Origin of the sequence: Mesorhizobium salmacidum (SeqCode), assembly GCF_037179605.1 — a bacterium.
Taxonomy (GTDB): Bacteria; Pseudomonadota; Alphaproteobacteria; order Rhizobiales; family Rhizobiaceae; genus Mesorhizobium; species Mesorhizobium salmacidum.
In genome coordinates this window covers 106,741-121,988 of record NZ_JAPYKS010000020.1, presented here as the reverse complement: position 1 = coordinate 121,988, position 15,248 = coordinate 106,741, and the positions used below count along the sequence as shown (strand labels likewise).

Sequence of the window (15,248 nt, the reverse complement as noted above, 5' to 3'; positions counted from 1 at the left end):
TGCCCTCGCAAACGTAGGATGCGACATTTCTACTTTGCAGAGCGAGCGACATTTCTACATCGCCGCCACATTACTTACACAGCCTTTAGTAATGCGACAGTTGCCCCAGTTAGAGATGCGACACTCCCCGCTTCCGAGGCTGGTCAACATGAAGCTGGAAAGGAAGGCTGGCGACTTCACAGCGCCTGGCGCGAGACCGGGCCCATTGCGGAGCCGTCATGCCCTTGGTCACCTTGTCGCAAAAAGAGCTGCATCGTCTCGAAGCCATCCAGAAGATCCGCGACCGACGACTGAGCGTCGTCCAGGCAGCGGAACTCCTTCACCTCAGCCGCAGTCAGTTCACCGGCTGTTGCAGGCCTATGACCAGGACGACGCCGGCGGCCTGGCCTCGAAGAGGCGCAGCCGCCGCGAGAAGCTGCTTGAGCGGCACCAGCTTTGGTTCGAACGCCGGCCGGGCGCCTTGTGACGCAGTGCGCCAGCGCTGCCCCGGGAGTTGGCCGAGGACCATGGGTGTACGCGAGACGCTGCGCAAATTGTGACCGATCGCGAACAGCGAACTGCTCATGGCGAAAGCCGGTTTTCGTCGTCGATGAGTGTCAGCTGAGACGGTGCCGTGTCGCTCCATTGCCAGAGCACGAGGTTGAGATCATTCCTTGTCGCACCAGGCGCGAAGCTCCTGACCAGCAGAGCGCGATAGCCCTTGCCGATCAGATGCCGGGCGAAGGCCTGTGTTTTCGCCTCACCGGCTATTCGCATTTGATCGCGCCAGGTGGGATCGGCCAGCGCGCTGCTGTCCAACTTTTCGGCATTCAGGGCCATCTCGTTACGGCTATCGAAGATGTTACCGATGTCGGCATCGTAGGAGACAAGTGTCGTCGGTTGAAAGCTGCCCGCCTGATTGGCTTCGCGCAGTGCGGTGAGCACCGTCAGTGACGAATATAAGGCTGGAACGCCCCTGGCATTGAAGCGACCGCCGTAGAGCTCCGCTCCTCGGCCTGACAGGGGCTCGGCTGCATAGATAGGATTGAGAGCGCGATAGAGCGGGCCACGATAGCGCATGCGGATGATCAGGCGTGGACGCCGGCATCAACCGCATCGATATATTCGAGCACCTCGTCTGCGCGACCGCTGCGAACGAGTTGCATTGCCGTCATCCCTGAAAAACCAGGAAGAGGTTCTGAGCGGTACCAGGCATAAGCCATCAGGGCCGAGCCAAAACGAGCTTCGACCTTGTTAATGATTTCCACCAACTCGCGCAGCCGGCGTTGCGTCCGATCCGACCGGACCCGATCTTTGCGTTGAATGGCGTCCTTTCCCAATCCTGCTGTACGAGCCACTTCCTCGCTGGTCGTTTGGAAAGTGGCCGCTATCTTGCGAGGGGCGAAAAGTCCATTATCGAAATATTGCGTTAGGCCCACTGCGATCTCCTGCGGCAGGTTATTTGCCCCGTCCACTGACGCTATATAGCGTCGATAAGTGCGGCATTCAAGGTTAGCCAAATTCCCGGCGGAATCGGATAGTCTGGCGACGTGACCCGAAGGGACTTGGCATAATTAATGCTCGCCGCCTCCCGGCGTGAGTTCCGACAGGAATCTGGTCAGCACGCCTGGCTTCTCATCGCGGATCTCGGCGCCGTTCCGGCGCGCGATCGCGGCGCGCACAAGCTTGGCGCCGAGATAGCGGAACGGTTCCGGCGGCATCGTCTTGCGCCGATCGAGCCCCACCAGCCCACTGCCGCTCCAGCGATCCTTCCGTTCCAGCACAAGGCTGGCGAGAATGCGGCCGCCGATCGGGGTCTGGGCAATGCCGGTCCCGTTGTAGCCCATGCCAAAGACAATGTTGGGATGACCGTTCAAGTGATCGAAGACGGGGACATGCTCCGGCACGCAGTCGACAGGGCCCGCCCAATCATAGTCGATCGGCACCCCTCGCAGCTCGGGGTAGACGCGGCCCAGCTCCCGAATGTTGTCGCGTCCACGTTCTGGGCTGCGGTTGAAGCTTTGGCCGAATTTGCCGGCATAGGCGATGTTGCCGCTGCCGCGACCGAAGACCACGCGGCCCTTCGGGGTGCGCTGGTAGTAGAGGACCTGGCGCTGCGAGTCGCAGATGGAAGCTCCGTCACGCCAGCGGATCCGGTCGAGCAAGTCAGGGATTTCCGCAGTCGCGACCACCTGGCTTGCGACCACGTAAAGATGCCGTCGAAGTTCGGGCAGCGCCGACAACCACGCATTGGCCGCCAGCACGACCTTCTCGGCACGCACTTCACCCTGCGCGGTCTGGACCTGGCAGGTCCTGCCCGGCAGGATTTCGGTGACGGGACTGCGCTCATGGACGACCACGCCGCGAGCGATCGCCAGGTCGCGCAGGCCGGTGGCCAGCTTGGCTGGATGGACGGTCCCGGCGTTCGGCTCGACAACGCCGGCATAGGATGCGGAAGACCCGGTCCGCTGCTTGATCTCCTCGCCGGTCAGCTGCCGGAAGCGATTGGCCCCGGCCGCCTCGGTCATCGCGACAGCGCGGTTCCAAGCCCCCTCTTGGGCGGAGGAACTGGCCGTCCATAGCCAGCCGTCGAGACGAAGATCCATATCGATCGTGCCGTCGCGCTGAAGTTTCTCCAACTCGGCGATGGCATCGACGCTATCGGCGCAAAGCTCACGCCCCTCCTCCTCGCCGACAACGGCGCTGATCTGGTCGAGCTCGGCGAACCAGGAATGCACCTGTCCGCCATTGCGCCCTGAAGCGCCGGAGCCGCACTGATCCGCCTCAACCACCATGATACGGGTTTCGGGAGCTAGATCGCGGATTCGCAACGCCGTCCACAGCCCGGTATAGCCGCCACCGACGATCACCACGTCGGCCCGCTCGCCGCCGACCAAGGGTTGCGTCGCCGGGGCAGCGGCAATGTCCTGCAGCCAGAACGACCGATCGGCTGGCGCCGCGACTGCCGGCTGTCTCATCCGTAAAATGGCCATGTCAGACCCTCGTCTCGCGATTGATCACGTCGGCATATTTCAGCGGCAGCCAGTCTGGGATCGGGCGCGGCTCCTGCGGGAAGCCGCCGAGATGCGTGCAGGTCCTGCTGGCATAGAAAGAAGCTTTTCGCATGGCTCCATCGGCGTCGAGACCCGCGAAACAGAACGCGGTGATGAAAGTGGCGATAAAGCTGTCTCCCGCCCCACACGTGTCGACCACGGCGGTCGGCGACGCCTCGGCGTGGCGAACGCCTTGGCTGTCGCAGAAATAGGCGCCCCGGCTGCCGCAGGTAAGCACGACCTGGCGCGCACCAGCCGACCGCAGCGCGGCTATGACGGGCTCGACCGGCACGCTCGGCTCGTCTGGACCGGAGGCGAAGACGAGAGGCACGCCCTGCAGCGGCAAGGCCAGATGCGCGGTCGAGACGTCGACACTGAACGGCACATGCTCGCGAACCAGGCGGCGCACGAGATCGTTGTTGGCGTTGGTGCCCAGATGCACCCAGTCGGCTTTCGATACGACCCCCCAGTTGTGCGGCGCGGGCATGTAGTTCTCGCCGACGCCGAAGGATTCGAACAGGAAAGTACGGTCGCCCGACTGGTCGCGCAGCAGGGTCACCGCCGTATCGCCGGGGATCATCTCGACGTCGTCGCGGAACAGTCCGGCGGTCTCGACCTCGCGGAGCGTTATCTCGCCTTCCGGATCATCGCCCACGGCGCCGAAATAGCGCACACTCCAGCCATTGCGTCGCCATTGAACGGCAACGTTGAGGGCGTTCCCGCCCACGGTCAGGAGGTCCTTGTTGAGATAGACGTCGAGGCAGTTGTCACCGACAGCGACCAGGTTGGGCGATGCTCTTCCGGTCATGCTGCTGTCGACGCCCACGTCATGTGGGGCTCAATGGCCTTGAGATTGCGGTTCCATGCCGCAACCGGGTCGAGCGCGTAGGAGCCGTTTCCGAACGGCTCGAAGGTCATTTTTCCCCGATAACCCGACGCTGCGAGCTCGTGGAGATACTGGCCGATCGGAAGCTTCCCGTCACCCCAGACAAGGTGTCCCGCGGGGAGCCCGTCGACAATCTGGACATGTGCCAGGCGCGGCCCGAACAGCCTGACATAATCGGCCACGGTGTCGCCGGCCGTGGCCATGCCGACCGTGTCCAGGACCACGTCTATGGTGTCGGCGCCGATCTGGTCGAGCATTCGGCGCAGGCCCGACGCATTGGTGACGACGTTGGTTTCGACGCGGTGCAGCGGCTCGAGCAGGCAGCGCACGCCGACCGAGGCCGTATAGGCGGCGATCTCTGCAAGCGACTGGGCTGACCGCGCCCATGCGTCTTGGGGCGGGTCGTGTTCGTATCCACGCCCGGACGTCAGGAACAGATATTTGGCGCCCAGTTCAGCGCATATGTCGGCCGCGTGGCAGAACCGCCTGACACTGTCGCGGCGGTATGCGCCGGCGCCCGACGCGATGTTGATCGGATAGATCACCTGCTCGGGCGTGAAGCCGTTGCGCGCAACAATGTCCCGAACCGATCGAACTTGCGCGTCGGTCGCATGAAACAGGTCGAGATGCGGTGCGATGCCCCAAAGCTCGATCTCCTTGAAGCCGAAGCCGCGAAGGATCTCGGCAACGTGTTCGAACGCGTAATGCTGGAAGGCGAAGTGGGCCCCAATCAGTTGGTCGACCTTGATCTGCGGCATGGACGTCTTTCCCGGTGATTTATTTGCCGATGCCTTCGGAGAGGCCGCGGATGAAATACCGCTGTGCGGCGAAGAACAGCAGGACGATCGGCAGGGCCGAGATCGTCATCGCCGCGAAGACGACGCCGTAATTTGTGCCGTTCTTGGACATCAGCGAGGTGAGGCCGACGGGCAGCGTCTGCACCGCCGATCCGTTGGTGAAGACCATCGCGAACAAATATTCGTTCCAGGCGAATAGAACGTGGAGGATGATGCAGGAGATGATGATCGGCTGGCACAGCGGCAGGATGATGCGCCAGAAGATCTGCCCCTCGCTGGCGCCGTCGATGCGGGCCGCCTCGTCGAGATCCTTCGGCAGCCCAAGCATGTAGGCGCGGATCAGGAAGGTGCTGAACGGGATCCGGAACGCCGTGTAGAGGATGATCAGCGCCCAGTAGGTGTTGTAGAGGCCGATGGCCTGCAGCATACGCACCAGGGGAATGAGCGCCACGGTCGGGCTGAGCATGAGGCCGCCAAGGACAAGGCCGACGATAAGCGGCTTGCCGGGCATTGGCGTTCGCGTCAATCCATAGGCGGTCCAGGCGCTGATGAGCACCGTGCAGATCGCCGAAGCGACGGTCACCAGCAGGCTCGATACCAGATAGTCGCGGACGCCTCGGTTCCAGGCCTGCACATAGTTGCCCCAGGTCCACCGCGACGGCAGCGCGAACGGGTCACCGAAGATCTGCCCATTGTCCTTGAAGCCGTTGAGCGCCATCCAGAGCAGCGGATAAAGGACGACGATGCCGAGACAGATCAGGAACGAGTACAGAAAGGCCCTTGCAAGAGCGCCCCCGAAGGTCGGTCGCGCGGTACGTCCGTTGGCCGCCATCACCGTCACAGCTCGACCCTCCGGCGCCTGGTGTACCAAAGCTGGGCCGCTCCGGTGATCATGGTCACGACGAAGATCACGGCGGCGATCGCGGCGCCGTAGCCGAAATTGTTCTGTATGAATCCCTGCTGGTAAAGCCATGTGCCAAGCACCTGGCTGCGGTTGTTGGGGCCGCCGGCGGTCATGACCATAACCTCGTTGAACACCTGGAACGCGCCGGTGATCGTGACGATGATCATCAGGCCAGTCATCTCGCGGGTCAGAGGCAGCGTCACACTCCACAGTCTGCGCAGCGGACCGGCTCCGTCCATGACGGCGGCATCGTAGAGATCGCGCGGAATTTTCTGGATGGCGATCGCAAACAGGAGCGTCGAATAGCCAAAGCCCTGCCATTGGCTCATCGCGATGATCGCGTAGATCGCCGTATCCTCGCTGCCGAGCCAGGGCTGGATGAGCTGTTCCAGACCAATGCGCCTGAGGCCGGCACTCAAGAGGCCGATATCCGGCTGGTAGATGAAATAGAACAGCAGGCCGGTCACAGTGATCGAGATCGCGGAAGGAATAAAATAAATCGCCCGCCAGAAGCGCCTTTGCCGCTCGCTGCCCAGCCCCTCGATCAGCGCCGCCAGGACGAAGGCGCCACCGACCTGGAAGATAATGGAGATCAAGGCGTAGAGCGTGTTGTTCCACAACGCCACCCAGACGACCGGATCATGCAGCAGCCGCTCATAATTGGCGAGGCCGATATTCGTGGTCTCGCCGGTAAAGATATCCTCGTCGGTGGTGCTGACGATAAAGTTGTCGACGATCGGGTAGTACACGAACCAGCCGACCAGGATCACGGCAACTGCGACCCAGCGGAGCGAGCTCCAGTGGCGGAACCGGCGGCCGGCTTTCGCCGCCGGCTCGCCCGCGGCGTTGCTCAAGCCAGCGTCTTCCATTCTGGCCAGGCCGGAGTTCGCCATAAGCCTATTTCGACGCCGCGGCAGCCTGCTTGACCTGCTCCATTACCTGCTCAGGCGTCATGGAGCCGCCGGTGAGGGCCTGCAGGCTGGACAGCCAAGCGGAGGCCACGCGCGGCGGGTTCACCGTGTCCAGCCATGGCATCAGGTAGGAAGCGGAGGCGATCTCCTTGAGGCCGGCCACGACGGAAGGGTTCATGTTGGCTTCCGAAGCCCCGCCGATGGTCGCGCTGGGCTGCCCATAGGGAGGAGCCGAGAGCACCTGGCCATTCTGCTTGGACGTAACGAATTTCATGAAGTCGATCGCCAGCGGGATGTTTTTGGAGGCGGAACTAATCATGTAGCCTTCCGGCGCGCCTTCGATCGCTTTCGCGTCGCCCTTTGCGCCGTTTGGCACAGGCAGGGTGAAGAAGCCCAGATCGGATACTTTCAAAGCGGAATCCGCCGACGCGCTCTGATCGAACTCGATGATCTCCTGGTAGTACATGGCCGATTTTGTGTTGCTGAAGGTCTGGATAGCCGACGAATAGGATGTGCCGTTCACGGAAGCGCCGCCATCCGTGCAACTGTCGATGAGCTGCTTGTATTGGGTGAGTGCGGCGACATAGCCCGGGTCGCTGTATTCCGCCGTACGCGGGTCGAAATCTTTCTCGAGTGCCGCCTGCGGGATGTCGTAGGCGAGCAGCTGGCCCACATAGTGGATTGCCGGCCAGGATTCCTTGTTGCCGAAAGAGATCGGCGTCACGCCCGATTTCCGAACCGTCTCGCACGACGACAGGAGTTCTTCGAAGGTCTTGGGCGCGCTTAGGCCGAGCTTTGAGAACGCCTGCTTGTTGTAGCCCATGAACTTCGCGTCGAGGTAGAGCGGAACGCCGTAATATTTGCCGTTGTACATGAAGGCCTGAACCGCCGCTGGTGTCAGCGTCTTGCCCCACTCGGTGTCAGGTCCAATGACCGGGGTCAGGTCGACGGCGCGATGGCCACGCACGAAGTTTCCACCCCAACTGCCGGTCCAGGAAAAGTAGATGTCCGGCAGCGAGTTCGACGCGACCAGTGTTTTGGTCTTGTCCTTGACGCTGTCGTCACTTTCCTGGATGAGTTCGACTTTCACGCCGGGATGAAGCTTCTCGTATTCCTGGGCGAGGCCGACGAAGTAGGGCGCCAACTGCTGGGCGCCGAACTTCGTCAGGACCGACAGCGTTCCCTGATAATCGACCTTCGCGTTCGGATCGGCCTGGACCGCCTCGGCACCAATACCTTGTCCCATTGTCAGACCCAGTGCCGATGCTGCGGCAAGCGCGGCCATCGCAGCTTGTGTCGAATATTTCATGATCAGTTCCCTTCTTCGTTTTTATGAGGTGAGGTGATCAGTATTCGACGCGCTTGTAGTAGCGGCGCGTCGTCAGCGGGTGATTGCGCAATGCTTCCAGATGCGCGCTCACGCGTTCCAGCAACGTCGCAAGCACGATCGGCGAGATCAGTTTGCGGACAGCAGGCGAGATGCCGGGCAGCTCGACCGATGCGGCATCGAGAACGTGCACCTTGTCGGTGTATCGCTTGATGAAATTTTCGACGCGATCACCCAGCGGACGGCTGGCATCTTCGCCCTTGAAGAGGAATACACTCACGCCCGGTTCGACCAGCTCCAGCGTGCCATGAAAAAAGTCGGCGGCGTGGACCGGCCTGGTCCTGATCCACTGCATCTCCTCCAGAATGCACATGCCGTAATAGTAGGCTTGCGGCCAGACGGAGCCGGCACCGGTAAAGATGTGATAGGTTTCGTTCTTGATCGTGTCGGCCAGTTTCGCCGCGCTGTCTTCGTAGGCGACCTTTGCCTCAACCAACAGTTCCGGCAATCTATTGAGCTCGGCAATCGTGGCGTCGAAGTCCTCGTATTCGCCGCGCTCGGCCAGCAATGCCAGCACGATCAGCAGCGACTGCAGATAGAAGGACTCCGAAGAGGTGTCGTCCTCCGCGAAGTTCGTGAAAGTGAAATCGGCTTCCCTGGCAAGCGGCGTGTCGGAATGGCCGGTGAGCGAGAGCGTGCGCACGCCTTTCTGCTTCAGGAAGGAAAGCAGCTGCACGCTTTCCCTAGTCGTGCCCGACAGCGAGGGGATGACCACGAGCGACTTCCGGTCCAGCCCGGCAGGTGGGTCAAGCACGACCTGGGCCGGATATTCCCCCCGCACCGGGAAGCTCGTACGGCGCTCGGCCAGCTCGATCGCGGGAAGGGTCAGAAGCTGCACGCCACCGGTCCCCATGAAATAGAGCCGCTCGACGCCTTCGGCGAGCTGTCGGCGTATCAACGCCCTCGCCTTCTCGGCAAAGGAAACGGCTCCACTCTGGATCTTGATGAAGCGGTCCTTGTCAAAGTTGAGCATGCAGGTCTTCCTCGTATTTTCTTCGGCAGTGCGTCCGCTCGTTGCAGGCACCCCGGCAGATCACCACGGTCACATCGATCCGGCTGGTTGTGAGATCGATCTCACATTTAACGCACGCATTTTGGCGGTTGGCAAGTCCCCCTTGTCGGACGAATCTGCGGATGAGCCTATTTGATCGGGCGATCAGCGCCCGTGCAGTTGCGAGACCGAGCCGCGAACAATGAGACGCGTCGGGAAGCGCGTGTGCCGCGGGGCCAGCTTCTTGCCGGCCAGACGATCGAGCAGCATTTTCGCGGCAACCGGTCCTATCTCGGATGTGGGCTGCGCGACGACGGTGATCTGGGGATCGGTGAAAGTTGCGAGATTAAAATCGTCGAAACCAACCAGCGAAACGTCGTGCGGGATCGACAGCCCCATCGAGCGCAGGCCGAGCAACGCGCCTTGGGTCATCAGGCTGTCCACGGTGAACAGGGCGGTCGGGCGATCGCGGCGGCTGAACAGTCGGATGGTGGCTTCGATGGCATGTTCCACAGTTGATCGCGACACACTAACCAGCCAGGGGTCCAAGGCAATGCCGTGCGAAACAAGAGAATTCTGATAGCCCGCAAAACGCTCCTGCGCGGTGAAGATGCGCGATTCGTCCCGCAACAAGCCGATTCGCTCGTGACCATTAGCGACAAGATAATCCACGGCCTCGCGCGCGCCGCCCTCATTGTCGACGATAACACTGTCGCAGTGCACCTCCTTGACGACGCGATCGATCAGGACGACTGGCGTGCCCTCACGGGCGAGCTGCACGATATGCTGGCTGTCCGTCGCGGAGGTGGGTGCGAGAATGAAGCCCCGGATGCTGAGCGAGCGCAGGCTCTCGAGCAGTTCCTTTTCCTGTTCGACATTCTCCTCGCTGCTGGCGATCAGGAGATTGTGGCGATGTCTGCGCAGTTCGGCCTCGATGTCATGAGCGATGCGCGCGAAGAACGGGTTCTGAATGTCGCCCGGAATGAAGCCGACGATCGGCAACTGCCCGCTGCGCAGGGCCTGCGCCACGAGGTTGGCGCGATAGCCCAGTCGCTCGGCCGCTTCCAGCACGCGCAACGCCGTCCCGTCGCCGACGTAACCATAACTGTTGAGCGCCCGCGCGGCCGTGGCGCGCGAAACGTTGGCTGCGGCGGCAACGTCTTTCAAGGTGATCCCTTTCTGCGTCACGATCCTTGTGCTCCTGAGACCTGGGCATTGGCTCAGGCCGCCCCTTCGACGGGCTTTGAGCAGCTCTTGTGCCGCATATTGGTGCCTTGCTGCAACCGGCGCCGGACTCCGGCCGGCTATCGCCCGTTCGGAGTTCGCGAACAGGTAAGATCGCAAGCTTTAGGAGCGCTTCCTCAAGCGAACCGAGCCGGCCGGAAATTGGCCAGCAACGGGTGTTCATTTCCGGTGGCGATCTCGCCTGCAAGCAGTTCTCCGGCGATCAGCCCGAGCGTCGCGCCGCTGTGACTGAAGGCAACGTAATATCCCTCAATGTCGTTCAGCCGGCCGAGAACGGGCTCGCCATCGCCCGGGATTGGCTTGGGGCCGACCCCGTAGCTTTCCAACTCCAGCTTCGGATTGCCCTCAAGCACCTTCGAGGCTTCTTCGAGGAGCCCCTGAAGGGTCGAAGCCTTCACTCCATAAGTGCCGTCGGAATTGACGATTACCTCTTCTTCGGACCACGCGGAATCGAGTGCGAGAGCTCCGTTTGGCGTCGGGCGCACGGCAACTCGCGGCGTGTTGAGGACCGCCCGAAGTGGCAGAGCGGCAGGCTTGGTCCTGACCAGCAATGCGATCGGCGTTCCGTCCGGAATGTGCTGGCCGGTTTGCGCCACCGTGCGCGGCACCTCGCTGCCCGTCGCCAAAAGGACTGCGTCAGCAGCAAATGTGGCGCCCGTCGCTGTGCTGACACCAGTGACGCGCCCATCGGCGACTGTCACCGTTGCGCGCCCGGCGTCGGTGACGAGCTGACCGCCCCGCCCTACGAATTCCGCCACAAGCAGTTTGATCAACGCCGGCAGATCGACCCAGCCCTCACCCGGGTTGAAGATCGCCCCCTGGGGCGTGACGGCGTTTATCGCGACGCCGGGCGTGGCTGAAGGGATGTCGCCTGCGCGCAAATGCCGTGCGTCATATCCGAGGCTCTTTTCATGGGCGAAAGCTTCCATGATCTCATTCGAGACGTCGTCCGCATCCCAAGTCAACCCGCCGTCGAAACGTAGCCAGGCAGCATCCGGGTATTTTGCCGACAAGGTCCGGTAGCGGTCTATACCGACCATGCGCAGCCGATGATACTCAGCCGAGCGCACACGTGCGGAGTTGAGCCAGGCGAGCGAGCGTCCGGACGCTCCACTGGCCAGCGGTCCGTCGTTGACGAGGATGGTTTCGATGCCGAGCCGCGAGAGATGAAGCGCGGACGAGACGCCGAAAATGCCGCCGCCGACAACGACAACTTTTGAGACCAGGTGTGTAGGCATGGAATATTCTTTCGCTGTGGAGAATGATCGGTGTGAGCGGACCGGGTCGCCCTGGTTTCTTCGGCTTCAGATCAAAGCACTTCGTCCAGGAAGTGCTTTAGACGCGAGCTCTTGGGGGTGTCGAAAACCGCTGCCGGCGGGCCACCCTCAACGACGCGGCCTTCGTCCATGAAAATGACCTGGTCCGCGACCTTGCGGGCAAAGCCCATTTCATGGGTCACGACGACCATCGTCATGCCGCGCTGACCGAGGTCCGCCATCAAGTTGAGCACGCCTTTGACCAGTTCGGGATCGAGGGCGCTGGTCACTTCATCAAACAGGATGACCTCCGGATCCATTGCAAGCGCGCGGGCGATTGCCACACGCTGCTGCTGACCGCCGGAAAGACTGCCGGGGCGATGGTGTTTGCGAGCAGCAAGGCCGACATCGGCAAGACGTGCCTCGGCGATGCGTTCGGCTTCCTGAGCCGGAATGCCCTTGACCTTGGTCAGCGACAGCGTGACGTTTTCAAGGGCGGTGTGATCCGGGAAAAGATTGAATTGTTGAAACACCATGCCGACGCGCCGCCGCAGCTTCTCGGGTTTCATAGCCAAGATGCTCGCCCCATCGAGCAACACATCGCCGCCCTTGGGTTCGACCAGACGATTAAGGCAACGCAACAGGGTCGACTTGCCTGAACCCGAGGGACCGATGATGCAGGTGACTGTGCCTGGCTTGACCGTCAGGCTGACGCTCTTGAGGACGTCGAGCTCGCCATAGGCCATATCCAGATTGCTGACGACGAGGCTGCCGCCCTTGAACAGGGGACGCGCCGAACCTGCGTCTGAAGTTGGACCGCTGGCGGCGCCTTCCAGTTCGCTCACCTCGGCCAGGCCACTTGTGACCACGCCAGCTTTTTGCTTTCCCGTCCGCAGCCGGTTGTCGATGTGATTGACCACATGGGTTAACGGCACGGTTATGACCAGATAGAAGACGCCCGCCAGCAGCAATGGTGACAGATTTCCGGTGACCACCGCCTGATCCTGACCGACACGGAAAATTTCGCGCTCCGATGCGAGCAGGCCGAGAAAATAGACGAGGCTCGAATCTTTGACGTTGCCTATGAACTGGTTGACCAGGGCCGGCAGGACGCGCCGGATGCCTTGAGGGACCACGATCAGGCGCATGGCTTGGCCGTAGCTCATGCTGAGCGCCCTGCAGGCCTCCATTTGGCCGCGCTCCACGCTCTGGATGCCCGAGCGGAAGATCTCGCCGATATAAGCGCCAGCGATCAGGCTGAGCGCAAGAATGCCAAGCGGATAGGGCGAAGGGCCGAAGATTTCGCGGCCGATACGGGCAAAACCCTGGCCGATCAGCAGGATCGTGACGATCGCCGGAAGCCCGCGGAAGACATCCGTATAGATTCGGGCCGGAATGCGCAGCCAACGCGATTGCGAAATGCCCATGATCGCCAGGACCATGCCTATCGCCACGCCGAGCACCGTTGAGGCGGCCGCAAGGATCAAGGTGTTTTTCAAACCGATGGTGATCATGCTCGGCAGCACGTCAGCCATGGTCTGCCAGTCGAGAAAACTGCGACGCAGGTTTTCAAGCCAGTTCATTCGGTCCCTTTCTCATTGCGCTGTGATGCGAACCCATCGGAGTGCGGCCAGTAGGTTTCCAGCCGCCGGCCCGGAGGCGGCGGCTGGGGCGGTCACTTCTTGGGGAGATACTGATCGGGCATTGGCGAACCGGGGAACCACTTTTCATAAAGTGTCTTCCACGTGCCGTCCTGCATGGCTGCATGTAGGGCGGTGTTCAGCGCGTTGCGCAGCTTGTCGTTGCCTTTGCGAATGACGAAGCCTGCCGGCGCGTCGAACGACGGAATATTGACTGCAATCTTCAGCTCCGGGTAGCGCTGGCCATAGTCCTTGGCCGCCTCGTAATCGAGAAAATGAGCCTCTACCGTGCCGTTGTTGAGCGCCGAGACGGCCGAGTTGTTGTCGGGGAATTTGACCAGATCGGTTCCGACGAAATTCTTCGCAGCATAGATCTCCTGCAGCGTGCCCTGCACGACGCCAAGACGCTTGCCCTTGAGCCCGTCAGCCGATGTGATCGTCTTGTCGGCGGTCAGGACCGACAGGTAGCCGGCGAGATAGCCGTCCGAAAAATCAACGGTCTTCTTTCTAACTTCCGTCGTGCCGATCGCAGCCACCGCGACGTCGAAGCGCCCATTGGCAACCGACGGCATCAGGGCCGAAAATTCCTGGCCGGTGAAGATTACCTGATCCGGTTTGAAGCCAAGTCGGCTCGCCACATTCCGGAACAGTTCAATGTCAAAACCCGTGAACGTGCCATCGGACTGGGTAAAGGCGTAGGGCTTCGCATCGCCCATCGTGCCAACGCTGATGACGTTGGCATCGATAAGGCCGTAGGGATTATCTTCCGCCGCGTTGGCGTGCGAACCAAAAGCTGCTCCGACACACGTAATTGTAAGTGCCACTGCCCTCGCCCGGGCCGGCGACATCAGCCATTTGAGAATTCTGAACTTGCTCACGTCTTCTCTCCACTCTGAAGGTCTGTTCTTGTTGGGCCGCCTTTCAGTCGCCTCGGCTCTGGGAAGCGGCCTCTCGCGGTGTAGTGCTCCCGCAAAAGAGACCGGTTTCTATATGCTGAGACCGGTCTCTTTTGTAAGACTATCGACCGATTGACCTTCCGTCAACATTTCTTGTAGTCGTTATCCGATGACGAAAGCCCCCTCCAGAGCTCGACCCAAAACGGTCGCCGACGTTGCCCGAGCGGCAAACGTTTCGAAAGCGACGGCCGCCCGCGTGCTGGGCGGGTATGGCGTCGTCAGCGACACAGTCCGTGCCAGTGTCACGGCAGCCGCCAAGGCTCTCGATTACCGACCGAACGAACTCGCCCGCAGCATGACGACCGGCAGGTCGGACATCATTGGGGTGGTCGTCGGCGATATCGAGAATCCGTTCTTCAGTCTCGCCGTCCGAGGCATCAGCGATGCGGCGAAAGCGGCCGGCTTCAATGTCATTCTGGCGAATTCCGGCGAGAAGATCGAAGCGGAAAAGGCCGCTGTACGGCTACTGATCGGCAAGCGCGTCGACGGGCTGATTGTGACGCCGTCGGAGTCACGCGACATCACCCATCTGCGCGACATCCATCGATCCGGCCGGCCGCTTGCTCTGCTTGACCGAGCCCTGCCCGAGCTCGATGTCGACACTGTCACTGTTGACGATCGCGAGGCCGCCATACGGGCGACGCGAGTGCTGATAGACGCAGGCCATCGCAACATCGCCTATGTCACCGCGGTGGAAGGCAACGGCCACGAATACTTCGATCTGCGGCAAATCTACACGTCCTCGGTCCGGGAGCGCATCGATGGCTTCCTCGCCGCTTGCAGGGACGCCGGAATTGATCGACCTGAGCGCCACGTCCGGCTCGGCGCGACAAGCTTCGAAGAGACACGCAGGCTGGCGGACGAACTTCTTTCCAGTTCTGAACGACCTACGGCGATCCTTGCCTCCGACAGTGTGATTGCGCTGGAAATCCTCAGGGCTATTCGTCAACGCGGCATGAGGATTCCCGACGACATTTCGTTGATCACCTTTCATGATGCGGATTGGACCGGTGTGACAACTCCGCCGATCACCGTCGTAGACCAGCCGGTCTATGCACTTGGCCACACTGTCGCGGAACTGCTCATTCGCCGCCTGAAAGGCGATATTAAACCACCGGAAAGGCTGGTCCTGCGGACCGCCATCATCAACAGAGGTTCCGTGGGTCCACCACCTGTCATGTGGTGATCTCGTTGGAGATCACGCCCACCAGGCCAAGCCGGCGCTCGGGAATGGCGAGGTCAA

Annotated in this window: 14 protein-coding genes and 1 pseudogene; 2 read left to right on the top strand and 13 right to left on the bottom strand. The window is 61.5% G+C overall.

Annotation, left to right across the window (positions count from 1 at the left end):
* Positions 1–218: 218 nt before the first annotated feature.
* A pseudogene (locus tag O7A60_RS24575) lies at positions 219–406 on the top strand (helix-turn-helix domain-containing protein); the annotation flags it as partial.
* A 155-nt stretch (positions 407–561) separates the two neighbouring features.
* Here O7A60_RS24575 and O7A60_RS24570 read toward each other — a convergent pair.
* The 13 genes from O7A60_RS24570 to O7A60_RS24510 all read right to left on the bottom strand — a co-directional run bounded on the left by O7A60_RS24570 (position 562) and on the right by O7A60_RS24510 (position 13,897).
* A complete protein-coding gene (locus tag O7A60_RS24570; RefSeq protein ID WP_337108378.1) occupies positions 562–1,059 on the bottom strand; it encodes an RES family NAD+ phosphorylase in 498 nt (165 codons plus the stop codon).
* An 8-nt stretch (positions 1,060–1,067) separates the two neighbouring features.
* Positions 1,068–1,418: an MbcA/ParS/Xre antitoxin family protein gene (locus O7A60_RS24565; protein WP_027144412.1), complete on the bottom strand. Its 351-nt coding sequence runs from the start codon at positions 1,416–1,418 to the stop codon at positions 1,068–1,070.
* A 135-nt stretch (positions 1,419–1,553) separates the two neighbouring features.
* The gene (locus tag O7A60_RS24560; RefSeq protein ID WP_337108377.1) at positions 1,554–2,972 is read right to left on the bottom strand and encodes an NAD(P)/FAD-dependent oxidoreductase; all 1,419 of its coding nucleotides are present in this window, start codon (positions 2,970–2,972) and stop codon (positions 1,554–1,556) included.
* Between the two features lies 1 nt (position 2,973).
* On the bottom strand, positions 2,974–3,840 hold the full coding sequence (locus O7A60_RS24555; protein ID WP_337108376.1) for a PfkB family carbohydrate kinase: 867 nt from the start codon (positions 3,838–3,840) through the stop codon (positions 2,974–2,976).
* Positions 3,837–4,676: a sugar phosphate isomerase/epimerase family protein gene (locus O7A60_RS24550; RefSeq protein WP_337108375.1), complete on the bottom strand. Its 840-nt coding sequence runs from the start codon at positions 4,674–4,676 to the stop codon at positions 3,837–3,839. Before O7A60_RS24550 ends, O7A60_RS24555 begins: the two co-directional genes overlap by 4 nt.
* A 19-nt stretch (positions 4,677–4,695) precedes the next feature.
* Positions 4,696–5,547 carry a carbohydrate ABC transporter permease gene (locus O7A60_RS24545; protein WP_337108387.1) on the bottom strand — a complete coding sequence of 284 codons (852 nt, stop codon included), beginning with the start codon at positions 5,545–5,547 and terminating at the stop codon, positions 4,696–4,698.
* 5 nt (positions 5,548–5,552) lie between these two features.
* On the bottom strand, positions 5,553–6,473 hold the full coding sequence (locus tag O7A60_RS24540; protein ID WP_337108374.1) for a carbohydrate ABC transporter permease: 921 nt from the start codon (positions 6,471–6,473) through the stop codon (positions 5,553–5,555).
* Between the two features lie 43 nt (positions 6,474–6,516).
* Complete coding sequence (locus O7A60_RS24535; RefSeq protein ID WP_337108373.1) at positions 6,517–7,839, bottom strand: ABC transporter substrate-binding protein; 1,323 nt, start codon at positions 7,837–7,839, stop codon at positions 6,517–6,519.
* Between the two features lie 37 nt (positions 7,840–7,876).
* A complete protein-coding gene (locus tag O7A60_RS24530; protein ID WP_337108372.1) occupies positions 7,877–8,890 on the bottom strand; it encodes an SIS domain-containing protein in 1,014 nt (337 codons plus the stop codon).
* Between the two features lie 183 nt (positions 8,891–9,073).
* Positions 9,074–10,096 carry a LacI family DNA-binding transcriptional regulator gene (locus O7A60_RS24525; protein WP_337108371.1) on the bottom strand — a complete coding sequence of 341 codons (1,023 nt, stop codon included), beginning with the start codon at positions 10,094–10,096 and terminating at the stop codon, positions 9,074–9,076.
* Between the two features lie 173 nt (positions 10,097–10,269).
* Positions 10,270–11,391, bottom strand: a complete 1,122-nt coding sequence (locus O7A60_RS24520) for an NAD(P)/FAD-dependent oxidoreductase (RefSeq protein ID WP_337108370.1) — start codon at positions 11,389–11,391, stop codon at positions 10,270–10,272.
* Positions 11,392–11,462: 71 nt separating this feature from the next.
* Complete coding sequence (locus tag O7A60_RS24515) at positions 11,463–12,992, bottom strand: amino acid ABC transporter permease/ATP-binding protein (RefSeq protein WP_337108369.1); 1,530 nt, start codon at positions 12,990–12,992, stop codon at positions 11,463–11,465.
* Between the two features lie 92 nt (positions 12,993–13,084).
* Positions 13,085–13,897, bottom strand: a complete 813-nt coding sequence (locus O7A60_RS24510; protein ID WP_337108386.1) for an ABC transporter substrate-binding protein — start codon at positions 13,895–13,897, stop codon at positions 13,085–13,087.
* Between the two features lie 217 nt (positions 13,898–14,114).
* Here O7A60_RS24510 and O7A60_RS24505 point away from each other — a divergent pair, with 217 nt between their 5' ends.
* A complete protein-coding gene (locus O7A60_RS24505) occupies positions 14,115–15,191 on the top strand; it encodes a LacI family DNA-binding transcriptional regulator (protein ID WP_337108368.1) in 1,077 nt (358 codons plus the stop codon).
* Positions 15,192–15,248 lie beyond the last annotated feature (57 nt).

Excerpts from the sequence above, each read along its gene's own strand:
- O7A60_RS24535 (WP_337108373.1), bottom strand. The coding sequence starts at position 7,839 with ATGAAATATTCGACACAAGCTGCGATGGCCGCGCTTGCCGCAGCATCG.
- O7A60_RS24570 (WP_337108378.1), bottom strand. The coding sequence starts at position 1,059 with ATGCGCTATCGTGGCCCGCTCTATCGCGCTCTCAATCCTATCTATGCA.
- O7A60_RS24560 (WP_337108377.1), bottom strand. The coding sequence starts at position 2,972 with ATGGCCATTTTACGGATGAGACAGCCGGCAGTCGCGGCGCCAGCCGAT.
- O7A60_RS24545 (WP_337108387.1), bottom strand. The coding sequence starts at position 5,547 with ATGGCGGCCAACGGACGTACCGCGCGACCGACCTTCGGGGGCGCTCTT.
- O7A60_RS24505 (WP_337108368.1), top strand. The coding sequence starts at position 14,115 with ATGACGAAAGCCCCCTCCAGAGCTCGACCCAAAACGGTCGCCGACGTT.
- O7A60_RS24550 (WP_337108375.1), bottom strand. The coding sequence starts at position 4,676 with ATGCCGCAGATCAAGGTCGACCAACTGATTGGGGCCCACTTCGCCTTC.
- O7A60_RS24520 (WP_337108370.1), bottom strand. The coding sequence starts at position 11,391 with ATGCCTACACACCTGGTCTCAAAAGTTGTCGTTGTCGGCGGCGGCATT.
- O7A60_RS24515 (WP_337108369.1), bottom strand. The coding sequence starts at position 12,992 with ATGAACTGGCTTGAAAACCTGCGTCGCAGTTTTCTCGACTGGCAGACC.
- O7A60_RS24530 (WP_337108372.1), bottom strand. The coding sequence starts at position 8,890 with ATGCTCAACTTTGACAAGGACCGCTTCATCAAGATCCAGAGTGGAGCC.
- O7A60_RS24510 (WP_337108386.1), bottom strand. The coding sequence starts at position 13,897 with ATGTCGCCGGCCCGGGCGAGGGCAGTGGCACTTACAATTACGTGTGTC.
- O7A60_RS24555 (WP_337108376.1), bottom strand. The coding sequence starts at position 3,840 with ATGACCGGAAGAGCATCGCCCAACCTGGTCGCTGTCGGTGACAACTGC.